Below are 16,251 nucleotides of genomic sequence, written 5' to 3' on the forward strand. Positions count from 1 at the left end.
AGATGCAAAAGTATACGATCCTCTATAAATCAGATAATGATAACCAACTTGAACAAATCGTATCTGTCGCCATTAGATGGCTAGTTTATATCATTAAGAATGTATTAAAAAAAAGACGCTCAATTTATTGAACGTCTATAATAATTGATTCAGAAAATTAGAGCGATTTGATCTTTTTCATAGCATCTTTCCGCAATAGTGCATATTCAACACTATTGAAATTAAATTCTGCAACTTCCCTAAAGAGTTTTTTTGCTTTCTCCATTTCCCCAGTCTTTTCAAAAGCCATTCCCAAATAATATTTATTAAGAATTTCATTCATATCAGATTTCTGAAAACTTAGAATAGCGTCCTTATATTTTTTCTCTTTTAACAAAACATATCCTTGAGCAGCATAATAGTTCTCCATCAATATTTCATTATCAAGTTTTTTATAGATCTCTTTTACCTCTTCACATTTTTCATACGCTTTATTAAAATCACCTTTCTGAGCAAGAAAAGATATCTCATACAATTCTACACCTGCCTTTTGTCCAAGCGTATATCTCTCGGATTGAATCCCTTCTAGTCTTTTCTTAATATTATCTGTGTATTTATTAAGACACTCCTCTGCCTTTTCATATTGCTCACTGTGAACGCATAAAATTATCATATTCTGAAGGGTAAAGATTTTTTGTCCCAGCTTCTGACTTTCCGTAATATCCAAATTATTAACTTTCTCAAGGGCTAAATTCAATTCATCATATGCGACCATCATTTTACCCTTATAAATTTCAGTAAATGCAGCGTAGTTTGAATAAATTACAAGATTAATATCATCAGCTAATTGAACCGCTTTGTGATAATCATTTTTTGCGCTGGCAAAATCATCTAAAAATAGATTAGCATGTGCTCTTTTAAGGTAAGCCAATGCATTTTCAGAATCTATCTCAAGGGCTTTAGTATAGTTATCCCTAGCCATTTCTAATTTTGATCCACCTCTTAGAGCATCCCCTAGATTAATATATGCTCGTTCAGACTTAGGAACCAATTCCAAGGCTTTATTCATATTCGCTATGGCTTTGTCGAAATCATTGGGTTGCCAATTCAAATATGAAAAGCCCAGTTGCTGATATGCGTAATGAAAACTCTCATCTAAACTAATTGCTTTATCGAGACTTGTCCTAGCCGCTTCAACCTGGTTATTCTCGGCATAAACATCAGCAAGGTAAATCCAAACTCGCGGGCTTTCAGGCTGCAAGCCTACTAACTTATTTACCAAACTCAATCTGTCTTCCCATTTTGTATTAAAATATGACAAACCAATTTTAATCAGCAATTGTTCGGCCTCACTACAATATTTATTATTTTGATCTGCCAACTCTAAATTTGCTTTAAAAGCCTGAGGTGAGTTTGAAGAATAAGCAAGTTCGACATAAGCATAGGCAAAGTGAGCATCCTCAGCAATCGCTTTCTTACAAAATTCTTGAGCCATCAACAAATCACCCAACTCTCTGGCATTCCTGGCTTTAATCAATAATTCTTTTGCCTTAGGACTCTTTGTTGTAACAGGAATACCTTTTATTACTGATGCCAATACGTTACCCGTAAAAAACACAAACAATAGCATTATCCCAATTAGATAAACTTTTGATTTAATCTTCATAATAATCATTTTTTGAATGAAAAAAGTTGAATAATAGAAGTGCTGCACTACATACGTAATACATTAAGAACTATGAATAATGTCGTTTAAGGATTCACAAATCAGATTAAAATACAATATCCAAATTGCTTTAATCGAAACCAGAATGGTAGAAGAACACTAAATTTAATCATTAACAGATCCAAAGTCAAATAAATAAAAGCACATTCTCTATTATATCTAAAGATCTATATAAACACAAATTATATCAGACTTCATGTTTCCATTTAGATTACAGTTACCACATCAGTATAAGTCAGAGGGATGATAGAATAATTACATTAGGAATGTCTTCATCAACTTTAACCATCTGGTTAAAAAATATCTATTATAATTTGCTCCTTAAAAATAATGCTCTACATTTGCATTAACCAAACGGTTAAACCATGTGGTTAATTTTTTGGATTTAATTTAACCATCTGGTTAAGAACAAAGATTATGGAAAATCAAACAACTGAAACTCAAGAGAATATTCTTGTCGCCGCAAGAAATATTTTCGCTTCAAAAGGATACGCAGGTGCTCGAATGCAGGAAATTGCAGATAATGCTGGAATAAATAAGGCCTTATTACATTACTACTACAAAAGCAAGGACAAGTTATTCGAACAAGTTTTTCAAGAAGCTTTAATTAAAATCTTAAGACCCCTTGGCTCTTTCCTTGCAGATGATTCTGAGTTATTTCAGAAGATCAGGAATATCAGTCATATCTATCATGAGGTTTTAATTGACTATCCATTTCTTCCAAATTTCATCCTTAATGAAGTAAGTACAGATCCTTCACGTGTTCTGCATTTAATGAATACCGAGGGTATTTTAGTAGGAAGAGAGAAAACATTCAAACAGATTGAAGATGCAATAGCATCTGGAAAAATACGCCCTATTAAGCCTCCAGACTTGATTCTGAATATCATTAGTTTATCCATGTTCCCATTTGCCAGTAGACCAATAGCACAGGAATTGATGTTTAAAGGTATTAATATGGATGAGATGTTTAAAGAAAGAGCAGATCATGTTGCTGATTTTGTAATCCAATCGATAAAATTATAAGTTTTAGATATGACAGCTTTTAGAAATAGTAAATACATTCTTTTACTGATAATCTTTTTTAAGATTCAAATCGGATATACTCAGAATGAGGTTCTGAGTCTGGAGGAATGTCAAATAGAAGTGCAGAAAAACTTTCCTTTAATGAAAGGTAAAGCTCTCATAAATCAATCCTCTCTTTTAAATATTGAGAATTTAAAAGTTGCCAATTTACCACGACTTTATGCCAATGGGCAAATTAGCTACCAATCGGATGTAACCGGCATTTCATTTCCAGGAATGAATACGCCCCAAGCACCTAAAGATCGATATGCGCTTAATCTTGACGTAGAGCAATTGATTTATGATGGTGGTAAAACAAAACATCGAGTTGATATAGAAAAGAAAGCATCAGAGCTTGAAATTCAAAATCTGGAGATTCAAATGTACCAACTTCGTGAAAGAGTAAACATGGCCTATTTTGGTATTCAGCTGGTCAGAAAAAACAAAGAAGTTCTTATAGATAAGCAGAAAACCATATCAAAACGTATCGATCAGGTTAGGTCCTCTGTTGAGAATGGAGCCGTTCTACCTGCCAACCTAAAAATATTAGAATCGGAACTGCTTTTAATCCAGCAACAGTTTATGGAATTAAATGCACACGAACTGAACTCATTCAATGTTCTTTCTCAACTAATGGGACGTCGAATCGACACGCAAATGAAGCTTAAAGAATACGCAATTAACGAAGGTTTAAGCACACAAATTAAAATCGATTCGAAAAATAGACCTGAATATAAATGGTATGCTGGTCAGCAAGCTTTACTTGATTCACAAAAAGCGCTTTTGAAAAAAGGCAGATATCCTGTGATTACAGGTTTTGGTCAGGTGGGATATGGTAATCCAAGCTATAACCAGTTGAAAGATGAGTTTGATACTTATTATATGTTGGGTGCTAAAATATCGTGGAATATTTTCGATTGGAAATCAAACCGACGAAAGCAAAAAGCAATCACGATTCAAAAAGACTTGGTGGTAAGTAAAGAGTTAAGCTTCACTCAAAATCAGTTGATCGAACTGGGAAAAGAATCAAACGAGATTAACAAGTTCGGGATTCTATTGGAACAAGATAAAGCAATAATTGGCTTACAAGAAGAAATCAGTAAAAGCTCAGCATCTCAATTGGATAATGGTGTGATTACCTCGAGTGATTATCTGGAAGATTTAAACAAGGAAATACAAGCCAAAATAAACAAAGAATATCACAGCATACAGTTACAGCAATCGCTTGCTGAATACAAAAGAATTCAAGGCATATAAAAGCATTAAACATTAGAAAAATGAAAAACACGACAATAATCGGAATCGGTTTAGCTTTAGGATTCCTAACAAGTGCATGTAATCAGAATGGTAATGAATCGGATGCTTACGGTAATTTTGAAGCAACGGAATACATGATCTCAGCTGAAAATTCCGGTAAAATTCTCAATCTAAATATAGAAGAGGGTGATGTGTTTACTCAGGCAAAGCAAGTCGGACTTATAGATACAACTCAATTATTCCTTCAAAGAGAACAACTTAAAGCTCAAAAAAATGCAGTGGCATCTGGAATTCAGAATATCCTATCGCGAATCGCTGTTTATAAGGAGCAAATCTCTATCCTAAATAGAGATAAAGTAAGAATCGATAAAATGTATGCAGATGGTGCTGCAACCATCAAACAGGTTGATGATATTAATGGAGGCGTACAGATTGCCGAAATACAAATCAAATCGGTGAAAACTGAAAATGCTAAAGTATTTGCCGAGCTGGAAAGTTTAGATCGAAAGATGGATGCCTTAAATGATCTGATTCAGAAAAGTAAAATCATCGTGCCACAGGCCGCTACCGTTTTGGAGAAATATCATGAAGCATACGAAATGGTGAACATGGGCACTCCCCTATTCAAATTGGCTGATCTAAGAAGCCTTGATTTGAGAGTTTACATTAGTGGTGATCAAATTTCATCCATTAAAATTGGTCAGACAGTTGATGTTTTGATTGATAAGAATAAAGAAGAAAACTACAGCCTTAAAGGAAAAGTAACATGGGTTTCTTCTCAATCGGAGTTTACACCTAAAATTATTCAAACCAAAAAGGAAAGAGTAAAATTGGTGTATGCAGTTAAAGTAAAAGTTGCTAACAATGGTCGTCTGAAAATAGGAATGCCAGGCGAAATTAGATTCTAATACCGATTAGTATTTAAAAATTAGATGATATATAAAAATATGGATGCAAGTATACAAGTAGATAATGTATCTAAAAGTTATGGGAATGTGCAGGCTCTCAAAAACATCAATTTAGATATTAAATCAGGAGAATTGTTTGGACTGATTGGACCAGATGGTGCAGGTAAGACAACCCTTTTCCGATTATTGGCAACCCTATTATTACCCAATGAAGGTTCTGCAACACTGTGCGAAATTGACAGCGTAAAAGACTACAAGAAAATCAGAAGCTTGTTGGGTTATATGCCAGGTAAATTTTCTCTTTATCAGGATTTAAGTGTGATTGAGAACCTGCGCTTTTTTGCGACTGTTTTTAATACCAAAATCGAAGATAATATGGATATGATCCGAGATATTTGGTTACAAATTGAACCTTTCAAAGATCGTTTGGCAGGGCAACTATCTGGCGGAATGAAACAGAAGCTAGCTCTTTGTTGCGCATTAATCCACCAACCCAAAGTTCTATTGCTCGATGAGCCAACTACGGGTGTCGATTCTGTTTCCAGATCTGAGTTTTGGCAGATGCTAAAGGGACTTAAAGCGAGAGGAATCACAATTGTGGTTGCAACTCCATATATGGACGAGGCAAATTTGTGCGAACGTGTTGCCTTAATTCAGGATGGTGAGGTTTTACAAGTTAATACGCCATCTGAGATTGTTGAGCAATTCGGGAAAGAGCTATATGCTATAAAGAGCAACGATAATTATCAGACATTGCTCGACTTGAGAGAGTTTAAATCTACCCATTCGGTTTTTCTTTTCGGACAAAGTTTACACTACACCGATATACAAAATGAAGCTTCGATTAATGAACTAAAAACTTATCTGGAAAACAAAGGAAGATCAAGTATTGTAATCGAAAAAATTAAGCCAAGTATCGAAGATTGTTTCATGGCATTAAGCACAAAATCAGAAGCGCATGAATAGCAAGCAAAAGGTGATCCGTGTTAAAAACATGTACAAAAAGTTCGGAGAATTTACTGCCAACGACGATTTATCCTTCGAAGTAGAAGCTGGTGAAATTTTTGGTTTCCTAGGAGCAAATGGTGCGGGTAAAACCACAGCCATCAAAATACTTTGTGGTTTATCTTACCCAACTTCTGGAGAAATTAATGTTGCCGGTTTTGATGTTTATACGGAACGAGAATCAGTCAAAAGAAATATTGGCTATATGAGTCAGAAATTCTCTCTTTATGAGGATTTAACTGTCTTTGAGAACATCCGTTTCTATGGGGGTATTTATGGCTTATCCAAATCTAAAATCAACTCTAAAGCAGATGATCTACTAAAGAAACTTGACTTAGAGCATGCACGAAATAAAAGAATTAGTGCTTTGCCTTTGGGATGGAAACAAAAATTAGCTTTTTCAGTTGCCATTTTTCATGATCCAAAAATTGTATTTCTCGATGAACCAACGGGTGGTGTCGATCCCGTAACCCGAAGACAATTTTGGGATTTGATTTACGATGCGGCACGAGCTGGAATCACGGTTTTTGTGACAACCCATTATATGGACGAGGCTGAATATTGCGACCGGGTATCCATCATGGTAGATGGAAAAATTGAAGCTCTGGATACACCTGAAAAATTGAAAGAACAGTTTAATGCTGACGATATGGATCAGGTCTTTCTAAGCTTAGCTAGAACAGCAACTAACATAGAATAAGTTTAATAACTATATAGATGAATCGATTTATTGGATTTTTAAAAAAGGAGTTCTATCATATTTTTCGAGATAAGAGGTCAATGCTTATTCTGTTTGGAATGCCAATCGTTCAGATCATGCTTTTTGGCTATGTCATCTCCACTGACCTTAAAGATGTAAAGATGGCTGTCTTAGATCACTCAAAGGATGAATATTCAGCAGAAATCATTAATAAAATAACCTCATCGGGTTACTTTGTTCTGACTGAGAATCTCAAATCTGCAGAAGAAGCGGATGCGGTTTTTAAGAAAGGTGATGTGAAACTAATTGTAGTTTTCGAGCCTGATTTTGGTGCGAAACTAATCAAAAACACAAGAGCAAATATTCAAATTCTAACGGATGCTACTGATCCAAATATGGCGAATTTAGAAGTCAATTATTTGCAAGGCATTCTTCAGAATTATAATGTCGAAATCAATAGTGGTAAGAAAGCACCCTTCTCTATTCAGCCTAAAACACGCATGTATTTCAATTCTAATTTGGAGAGTGTTTTCATGTTCATTCCAGGTATCATGGCTACCATACTCATGTTAGTTTCAGCCATGATGACATCAATATCAATCGCAAGGGAAAAAGAGTTGGGAACCATGGAAATCCTACTTGTATCACCCTTAAATCCACTACAAATCATCTTAGGGAAGGTCACACCCTATTTAGTTTTATCATTTATCAATGCATTGGTCATTATAGGCATGGGATATTTCATATTTGGCGTTCCCATTCTTGGTAGTTTTGCCTTGCTGATGGCTGAGAGTATTCTTTTCATCTTTCTGGCTTTATCCATAGGTATTTATATATCGACAGTGGCTAAGAGTCAACAAGTAGCCATGATGCTTTCGATGTTTGGCTTAATGCTGCCTACCATTATACTCTCTGGCTTTATTTTCCCAATTCGAAACATGCCTCTCCCCTTACAAGTTATTAGTAATCTAATTCCACCAAAGTGGTTTATCGTGATTTTGAAAAATATTATGCTGAAAGGTGTTGGCATTGAATATGTATGGAAGGAAACCTTGATTTTAATTGCCATGACAATAGGTTTCATTGGGCTCAGTTTGAAGAAGTTTAAAATAAGATTGGAGTAATACAGAAAGAAAAAGTTATGCGAATATTAAAATATTTATTACAAAAAGAATTTCTACAGATCTTTCGTAACAAGAGCATGTTACCCATCATATTTGTGATGCCAATTCTGCAGCTTTGCGTTTTGTCTTTTGCGGCTACTTACGATATGAAGAATACAAATTTGTATGTTGTAGATAAAGATCTTTCGAGTCATTCCAGAGAGTTGATATCTAAGTTTAATGGTTCTCCATTCTTCACGGTTAAAGAGATTGGATTTTCGGAAGAAGAGGCGGAAAAGGAAATATTTAGAGACAATATCGATGCGATTCTTGTCTTTAATAAAGATTTCGGAAAATCTGTTGATTTAAAAACTCAGGCATCCGTACAGGTGCTGGTAAATGCCATAAATGCAAGCTCGGCAGGTTTATACAATGCTTATATCAACTCTGTTATACAAGATTATAATCAAGATATAAAACCGAATTTTGCAAAAGTTGGACAAGACAATCAACACAATATTGTGAGATCAACTTATTCTCATCAGTTCAATCCTGAGATGAAGTATATACCTTACATGTTACCAGGACTACTTGTCTTATTGGTAACTGTGATCAGCTTGTTTTTGTCTGCCATGAATGTGGTGCGAGAAAAAGAGATTGGAACGATTGAGCAAATCAATGTAACGCCGATAACAAAATCACAATTTCTGCTAGCCAAGCTAATCCCTTTCCTAGTCATCGGATTTTTCGAATTGGGAGTTGGTCTTGTGGTAGCAACATTTATATTTCAAATTCCATTGTTAGGTTCTGTTTGGTTGATTTACCTAGTCGCTTTTGTATATCTAATTGCAATTTTAGGCTTTGGCTTGCTTATTTCAACACAAACCAATACCCAACAGCAAGCCATGTTTATAGCTTGGTTTTTCATGGTGATTTTCCTGTTAATGAGCGGCCTGTTTACACCGGTTGAAAGTATGCCCGAATGGGGACAAAAATTAAACATACTTAATCCAATTGCTTATTTTATTAAGATTATCAGAATGATCATGCTAAAAGGTTCTGGTTTTTTTGATATCCTTAAAGAGCTAGCCATACTAGGCATATTTGCTATATCGGCAGTTACTTTTGCCGTGAGTATGCATAGAAAGGTAGCTTAGCACCATATTTAACACCATTTATAAAAGATTTTGGCTATTTATAGCCTGATAATTATTTTGGTATAATGCCGATATATAATTTGTTAGCTATTTGAAACGAAGCACACAAATGATTTATACAAATTAATATTCGGTATAAAACACAAAACAGACAATAAGTACAGTGAATAAAGGTTAATCTTATTAGAGAAATAGTTTGCCACCAACAGGCTATCTCTCTAATAAAAAACCAAAACCACTCTATGTTTAAACAAGTCCTTTTCCTTATTCTAACAGTTCTTACAATTGCCTCTTGTTCTACAAAAAGACATATCAGTAAGCAAAACACGGATAAGGCTATTCATATAAAAACTAAAGAAAAAGTTGAGGTACAGGTGCAAAAAAAACAGCTTGACTCAACTGACAATCTGAAGACTCAAAACCCTAAAAAGAAGACCAGTGTCAAGCACAAACTTGAGACACACTACAACAAATACAAGGCCGTTCCCTATAAATATGGAGGAACAAGTACAAAAGGCTTCGATTGTTCGGGCTTTGTTCAATTTACCTACAAGAATGTCTTCAACATTAGATTACCACGCACAACGCGTCTCATGCTTAAAGTAGGAACTCCTATAAAAAAGAGTCAGCTTAGAATTGGGGATTTGGTTTTATTTAGAACCTCAAAACGTTATCGTCACGTTGGCATATTTATGGGCGACAACCAATTTATGCATGTTTCAACAAAGAAAGGCCTCAAGAAATCGAAATTGAATAATCCTTATTGGCTAAAACGTTACCTCGCATCAAGGAGAATCTTCTAAATTATGTGTAAGGTCCCAACAGAACTTAAGACTTTACTCATAAACATCTACAAATATGCAGTTTACAAACTTGTATTTTTAAACACATACCCTAATTTACTCCCCTTAGTTACTAAGATATTCGATCCGCGCTATGTGCTTCAGACACCTTAGTAAATTTATATTTTATTATTATATCATTACCGCTTAAGACATAAACACCTGAAAATCTAATGCTTGCCTGTCATGAACGAATGTAAGTTGTTATTTACTCAATCTATATAATTCATACTCTGTCAAATCATTATAGCTACCTCCGGAGCCACCGCCAACATAAGCCGTATTATTAATAACAAAGGCAAAACCTCCAAATCTACCTTTATAACCAATATTATCAGTTCGACTCCATTCATTATTTTCAGGTATATACTCCCAACAATATTTAGTCTCTGAACCTCCAACTGATGCCCCATTAGCAATATACCCTTTACCATTTAAGCTAAAAGAACTTGTATAACTCATTGCGTTTGGAAAGTCAGCAACCCGACTCCATTCCTTTGTATTTGTTGAATAAGCCCAAACATCATGCATTCCTGTATGCCTTGCTCCACCAAGCAAATAGGCTACATCATTAATTACAAAAGTTGAAGTTTCTGTACGTCCCCAATATTTTTCTATGCCCAAATCTTCTATTCTTGTCCAGCTATTCGACAAAGGATCAAAACAATAAAAGTCCCTATACACAATTTCACTATAAGGTTCAAAATCAGCCCCAATGCCAATATAAATACCATTACCAATCGAAAAGGAAGCAGCACCATCTCTTCTGGCACCTGGAAAATTCGTTTTTTGTGTCCAGTTTTTTGTGTCAGGATCAAATTCCCAAAAATTATTTTCTTTTGTAGCAGTATAAACATAGCCCTTGTCATTGGCACTGGAACAAATTCCAAAATTTTTAAATTCAAAGGGGATATCATACTTTAACCACTCATTAGTGTCATCCTTGTATTCCCACAAATAAGTATTATCATCTGTATAATCTTTCGAATTGGAAATAACATAAGCAGTTTCTTTAAGTGTAAATGTCCCAACCTCCCGGTAATACCCAAATGGTAAGCTGTTTGAAATCATCAACCATTTGTCACTTATAAAGAGATCACTCGTTGCCTTAATAGTAAAAACTTCAACATTAAGCTGTATGTCTGCATATCCCCTTGGGAAAGGTCCATAAGGTATTTTTACTATTAGCTGATCAACCGTCCCAGATATAAGCTTAACTTCGATACCTTCTATCAATATTTTATTTTTACGGAGATCAGGATGAAAAAATTTACCTTCAATAACCAATTCTGTATTTGAATAAGCTGATTCTGGTATTGATATAATTTCAGGAGGAAGCAAGTTAAATGTATTGGTGCTTTGTATCCTTTGAACTTGAGTAAATAAATCTATTTCAATCTTACTCTTATCAAACTCATCCGGTACAATAAAGCCTATTTTATTTCTGCTTGATGATATAATTTCTGCTTCAACACTTCCTAGGTGAATCTTATTTCTTTGTGTAGAAAAATCGAAATGCTCTCCAGTGATCCAAACCGTATCTCGAAAAGTAGCCTGAGCTGGAGAAAAGTTTTTAATAACAGGTTTATGCAATGCGTATAAAACCGAATCCTTTTTATCGAAGCAATTGACCTTAAGGATCATTTCCTTGGCACTTAAATCTTCTGGGATTTGACATTTTATTAGGGTATCGGAATAGCTAATGATTCGAGTTTTTTTATCGCCCATAAATATTGAAGCATAGCGTGCATCTCTGCCAAAATTGTGTCCGATAATTGATATTGTATCAGCGACATGCGCTTTTTCAGGAATAATTTCAGTGATTTTAGGCACTTTACTGCCCTCTGACAAAAAAGGTTTTACCAGTCCAAACACTTTTCTATTTTCAGTTTCAATGAAAGCTTTAAAAAAATACACCTGATTCGTTTTTAAACCAGAGCCAATTTCTTTTTTAAAAACACCTGCCTTTTCTGGTGCATCCAAATAATATATCCAAGTTGGATAAGTCATAAAAAGACTATCACCCGATAAAACAAAACCATGATTTATAATCGCTTGTTGATTATCTAACACTCCAGATAAAATAACACCTCCATCTTCTAAAACTTCTACACTCAATGTTTTTACCGAAGGTGTATCATCCTTATCATCAGCGTCTTTTTCACAGCCATAAATGATTAGAATTATTGTAAAAAAAAATAATATTCTACTTTTCATATGATGAAATTCCTTTTATTAAACAACAAACTCGACTAGACTTATTATTAACTAAGCTGATCCTAAAAAATCAAAGATTATTCTGATTTTTATTTATAAAAATATCATAAAACTACAAAGTTGATTTACAATTCTGTTAAGAACATAATAAAAACTAAGGTTTCTCCTCTAAATATAGACTTAGTTTAAATAGAATATTGCTCTGTTCTATAGAAATAATGCATTTCATAATCACACAAATTAAAGTATTTTTATGTTTTTAATTCTACTTACTAAAACGCCTTGCTCTACTAGTTTATGAAACACAAACTATTTACACTAACTACCCTTATTGCCATTCTATTTTCGTGCAGTAAAGACGATCATAAAATAATTGTACCTGAGGTTATCACTATTGGTGTAGAAATGGTAACAGAAGAAGGGGCTTATATACATGGAGAATATATCGTTCCAAAAACAACTCATATTGTAGATCACGGATTCATTTATTATTTGTCGAATTACTTTTATCAAGAGAAACCCGATTTCACAAGTATGTATAAGTATTCTCTTGGAGAAAGCAGTAAAAATAAATTGGAATTCTTCGGAACTATAAACAAGAATCTTATCAAAGGCAAAGAATTCGTTGTTTGTTCTTATGTCAAAACTGATAGTGAAATCATGTATGGCGAACTCTTCAAGTTTATCAGTCAGTGTGGAGAAATTGATGGTTGGCTTAGCTTTGAACCACAATTGGCTGGTATCGGAGATACCATTACCATTAAAGGAAAATATTTAAAACAGCCCTATTCATACGCTGAGGTGGGATTTGGTAATTCACTACAAAAAGCTTTCTACGCCACCGACACACTTCTAAAAGTTACTGTCCCCAATAGTATTAATATGCTCCAACTACCTCTTACTATCAATGTGGCTGGCAATTATTATCAGAGTGAGAAGGACCTTCATATAAAACCTCCTGTTATCAACTCTGTTTCGGATAAATATGTCGTCAGTGGTAAAAAAATTAAACTCTACGGCAAATATATGAACCTGATAGATGAAATATCTATTGATGGCAAAAAATTAAAGCGATACTATAACGATTTTGAAGTTGAATCGAATAACATAATTAAAATAACAATCCCAAGAGGTATTAAAACAGGAGACTTACTTCTGGAAATTAAATACTTAGAAAACACAAGCAGCTTCGACAACTTATTAACAGGTATATTACCCACAATCGAATCATTCTCTCCTCACAAGGTGTGGTACAACGATACAGTCAAGATTAAAGGTCAGAACTTAAATGCCATCTACACATTTAAACATCCCAGTTTAACCTATACCAGTACGAGTGTTCTTTCCAAGTCGGATACCCTTATCAAACTTCTCGTTCGAAATCTTGTTCCCAATGACACTTTAGTAGCATACTATAATGGCATTGAGGTTAAATCCCAATCGAAACTTTATTGGATACCCCCAAGCATTCACTCAGTTGAAAAAGCAACAATTTACGGGAGAGATCAAATCACCATTAAAGGAGAGAAATTTATTACGGGAACAGAATTACAAATTGGAGATCAAAATAGTAATTCGTATAACGTAGTAGATGAAAACACCATAACATACTGGGTGGAGGCTAAAGCCGGTAAGCACAAGTTATCACTGCACTATGAATACCCCAACTATTTCGATACCTTAACAGATATTGAAGTTGATGTATTAAAGGCTGAAATTGTTGACATCTCCCCCAATACCTTTATGCGTGGTCAGAAACTTCGGGTGACAGCAAAAAACATCAACCCCATTGACCAATATGCTCAGTTTAAAATAGAAAACCATTATTGCAAAGTGCTGGAACGAAATGGCGATGAATTCCTTGTTCAATTCGAGATCGACAAACCGATGGCTGCGAATATGAAAATGACCTTAGGCTATGGCGTGCAAGAGCTTGAATACCCTGAAACATTAAATTTTGTTGAGCCTTGGGAATATGTAAGTGAAACCAATTTTGAAGGTAATGTTCATTATTTAGGCATTTGTAAAGGAAAACCAACATTGATTGATAATGGTGAAAAAATATACCAGTTCAATAGCAACAATGAAAGCTGGGAGTTCTTCTCCTCATTAGATCTTTCTGATGCATACTTTATGGGAAGTACTGTTTATGAAGATAAGCTCATATTATCTTATTATAATGATGGACACGAACTTGCTATTTACTCGATGTCGGATAAAACCCTTACTAGGATCGAACGAGATGAGAAGCAAGAAAAATTATATGGTAATATTTTCACTTTTTTAAATGGTAATGAATTCTATATTGGATCATATCGCACATTTATCTGCTTCAACCTCGATAATCATACCTGGTCAGAAAAAAGTAAGGCTCCTCAAAAATTCAGATCTGAAAACAAAACAGTTAGTTTTACCATCAATAATCAAGGCTATCTGGCCTTTGAATGGGGCCTAAATGGCTATAATGGAATGTCCGATTTTTACAAATATGATTTCGACAATGATGAATGGATTCAACATGATGGATTCACAGCAAATATTAAAACAGAAGCCGCTACAATAATCTACAAGGAAAAGGCTTATTTGGCACACCATGGCGAATATGGACTTATCGGATTAAGAATGTATAACCCGGTAAATGATAAGTGGGAAGGCTTTGTTCCACCTCCTGGTGACGGTCGTAACTACCATATTTTCGAATTGAATGGATACCTCTATTTCTCCAATTCCTTCTGGAGTCCGAAAAGAACAAAAACCTACAAAATGCCAATAGATGGGTTAATTCCCCTTGAGCATTAAACCATTTAAGGGTTTTAAGCAAAAAATCCTCCTAAGCCCAGCTTGGGAGGATTTTCTTTGTGACCCCAACTGGAGTTGCTACATTTATATAGACAGCAAGTTAAGACATAGAGAGTTAAATATTTGAGATCTTAGGAAATGGAAAAAGAAAGCTTTGATCGGGCCTTGTCAGCCTGCCGTGAGGCGTGCTACTTTTACATCCACATAGAATAGAGAAGGATCAGGCTGATTTGATTTTTTATTCGCTGATTAAATTTCAAGTGCTCATGAACCCTTCGGGGTAGTCTACTTTTCTCATCTAAGGAGAAAAAGTTGAAGCCTAGCGGCTTGAGCGAAAAAACATGGAGAGATTACTCCTCACTGCGTTCGTCATAAACATGTTACGAATCCCAATCCCGATTTATCGGGACTCATCCTTTAGGGAATCACTAAAATTTGGCACAAAAAAAACTCACCAGTTTCCTGATGAGTTTAAGTGAATATGGAGGGATTACTCCTCATTTCATTCGTCATGAACAAGTTACGAACCCCTAAATGGGTTCTCATCCTTTAGGGAATCACTAAAATTTGGCACAAAAAAAACTCACCAATTTCTTGATGAGTTTAAGTGAACATGGAGGGATGACTCCTCATTTCATTCGTCATGAACATGTTACGAACCCCTAAATGGGTTCTCATCCCAAAATCTAGTGCAACAAAAAAGAGATCAATCAAATTAATGAAAGATCTCTTTTATAAGTGAACATGGAGGGATGACTCCTCGTTCCTCGTCGAGTACTTCGTAACGAACCCCAACGGGTTCTCATCCCCAAAATCTTGTATAAAAAAAGAGAATCTCCCAAGTAATATGGAAGATTCTCTTTTTATAAGTGAACATGGAGGGATTCGAACCCCCAACCTCCTCGGCCGTAACGAGGTGCACTATCCAGTTATGCTACACGTCCAGTATATTTTTTTTGAATCAGATTAATGGAATTTTCTGATTTAATCTACACAAATCACTTTGTGAAAATCTTAAAGTGAACATGGAGGGATTATTCCTCACAAGCTCGTCATGAATATATTACGAACCCCTTTGGGTTCTCATCCCTCCTAACTTGGTGGGAAATTCATTCTTCATTAAGTGAACATGGAGGGATTCGAACCCCCAACCTCCTCGGCCGTAACGAGGTGCACTATCCAGTTATGCTACACGTCCATTATGTTTTTTTCGATCAGAATTACGGATTACCTTCTGAATCATTTTATACAAATCGTTATCTGTATAAGTCCTTATTGTGAACATGGAGGGATGATTCCTCACTTCGTTCGTCATTAATATATTACGAACCCTATTGGATTCTCACCCTCTTTAATCTTCAAAACGTCATTCAATAAATGAAATCGATTTGCTTCTTGAAGCGAGTTTCTGTGAACATGGAGGGATTCGAACCCCCAACCTCCTCGGCCGTAACGAGGTGCACTATCCAGTTATGCTACACGTCCTTTTCTTA

At 35.0% G+C, this 16,251-nt stretch carries 11 protein-coding genes and 3 tRNA genes; 9 read left to right on the forward strand and 5 right to left on the reverse strand.

Annotated features, from left to right (window positions below; genetic code table 11):
* Positions 1–157 precede the first annotated feature (157 nt).
* Positions 158–1,645 carry a tetratricopeptide repeat protein gene (locus tag ACXR6G_RS01310; RefSeq protein WP_458359591.1) on the reverse strand — a complete coding sequence of 496 codons (1,488 nt, stop codon included), beginning with the start codon at positions 1,643–1,645 and terminating at the stop codon, positions 158–160.
* 477 nt (positions 1,646–2,122) lie between these two features.
* Here ACXR6G_RS01310 and ACXR6G_RS01315 point away from each other — a divergent pair, with 477 nt between their 5' ends.
* From ACXR6G_RS01315 to ACXR6G_RS01350, 8 genes are all read left to right on the forward strand, one after another.
* Positions 2,123–2,731 carry a TetR/AcrR family transcriptional regulator gene (locus tag ACXR6G_RS01315; RefSeq protein WP_458359592.1) on the forward strand — a complete coding sequence of 203 codons (609 nt, stop codon included), beginning with the start codon at positions 2,123–2,125 and terminating at the stop codon, positions 2,729–2,731.
* A gap of 9 nt (positions 2,732–2,740) precedes the next feature.
* A complete protein-coding gene (locus ACXR6G_RS01320; protein WP_458359593.1) occupies positions 2,741–4,027 on the forward strand; it encodes a TolC family protein in 1,287 nt (428 codons plus the stop codon).
* 20 nt (positions 4,028–4,047) lie between these two features.
* Positions 4,048–4,935, forward strand: coding sequence for an HlyD family secretion protein (locus ACXR6G_RS01325; RefSeq protein ID WP_458359594.1), 888 nt, complete (start codon positions 4,048–4,050; stop codon positions 4,933–4,935).
* Positions 4,936–4,959: 24 nt separating this feature from the next.
* Entirely contained in the window at positions 4,960–5,901 is a 942-nt protein-coding gene (locus ACXR6G_RS01330) for an ATP-binding cassette domain-containing protein (RefSeq protein ID WP_458359595.1), read from the forward strand.
* Positions 5,894–6,640, forward strand: a complete 747-nt coding sequence (locus ACXR6G_RS01335) for an ABC transporter ATP-binding protein (RefSeq protein WP_458359596.1) — start codon at positions 5,894–5,896, stop codon at positions 6,638–6,640. The genes ACXR6G_RS01330 and ACXR6G_RS01335 overlap by 8 nt, the downstream gene beginning before the upstream one ends.
* A 17-nt stretch (positions 6,641–6,657) precedes the next feature.
* Entirely contained in the window at positions 6,658–7,764 is a 1,107-nt protein-coding gene (locus tag ACXR6G_RS01340) for an ABC transporter permease (protein WP_458359597.1), read from the forward strand.
* Positions 7,765–7,781: 17 nt separating this feature from the next.
* Positions 7,782–8,900, forward strand: a complete 1,119-nt coding sequence (locus ACXR6G_RS01345) for an ABC transporter permease (RefSeq protein ID WP_458359598.1) — start codon at positions 7,782–7,784, stop codon at positions 8,898–8,900.
* Between the two features lie 242 nt (positions 8,901–9,142).
* On the forward strand, positions 9,143–9,703 hold the full coding sequence (locus ACXR6G_RS01350; RefSeq protein WP_458359599.1) for a C40 family peptidase: 561 nt from the start codon (positions 9,143–9,145) through the stop codon (positions 9,701–9,703).
* A gap of 243 nt (positions 9,704–9,946) precedes the next feature.
* Here ACXR6G_RS01350 and ACXR6G_RS01355 read toward each other — a convergent pair whose 3' ends face one another.
* Entirely contained in the window at positions 9,947–11,959 is a 2,013-nt protein-coding gene (locus ACXR6G_RS01355; protein ID WP_458359600.1) for an IPT/TIG domain-containing protein, read from the reverse strand.
* A gap of 297 nt (positions 11,960–12,256) precedes the next feature.
* On the opposite strand from ACXR6G_RS01355, the gene ACXR6G_RS01360 reads away from it, so the two are divergent.
* Complete coding sequence (locus tag ACXR6G_RS01360; RefSeq protein ID WP_458359601.1) at positions 12,257–14,758, forward strand: IPT/TIG domain-containing protein; 2,502 nt, start codon at positions 12,257–12,259, stop codon at positions 14,756–14,758.
* Between the two features lie 870 nt (positions 14,759–15,628).
* Here ACXR6G_RS01360 and ACXR6G_RS01365 read toward each other — a convergent pair.
* The 3 genes from ACXR6G_RS01365 to ACXR6G_RS01375 all read right to left on the reverse strand — a co-directional run bounded on the left by ACXR6G_RS01365 (position 15,629) and on the right by ACXR6G_RS01375 (position 16,243).
* Positions 15,629–15,702, reverse strand: a tRNA-Arg gene (locus ACXR6G_RS01365).
* A 180-nt stretch (positions 15,703–15,882) separates the two neighbouring features.
* A tRNA-Arg gene (locus ACXR6G_RS01370) sits at positions 15,883–15,956 on the reverse strand.
* Positions 15,957–16,169: 213 nt separating this feature from the next.
* Positions 16,170–16,243: transfer RNA gene (locus tag ACXR6G_RS01375), tRNA-Arg, on the reverse strand.
* Positions 16,244–16,251: the final 8 nt, after the last annotated feature.

It is taken from the genome of Ancylomarina sp. YFZ004 (assembly GCF_054254355.1).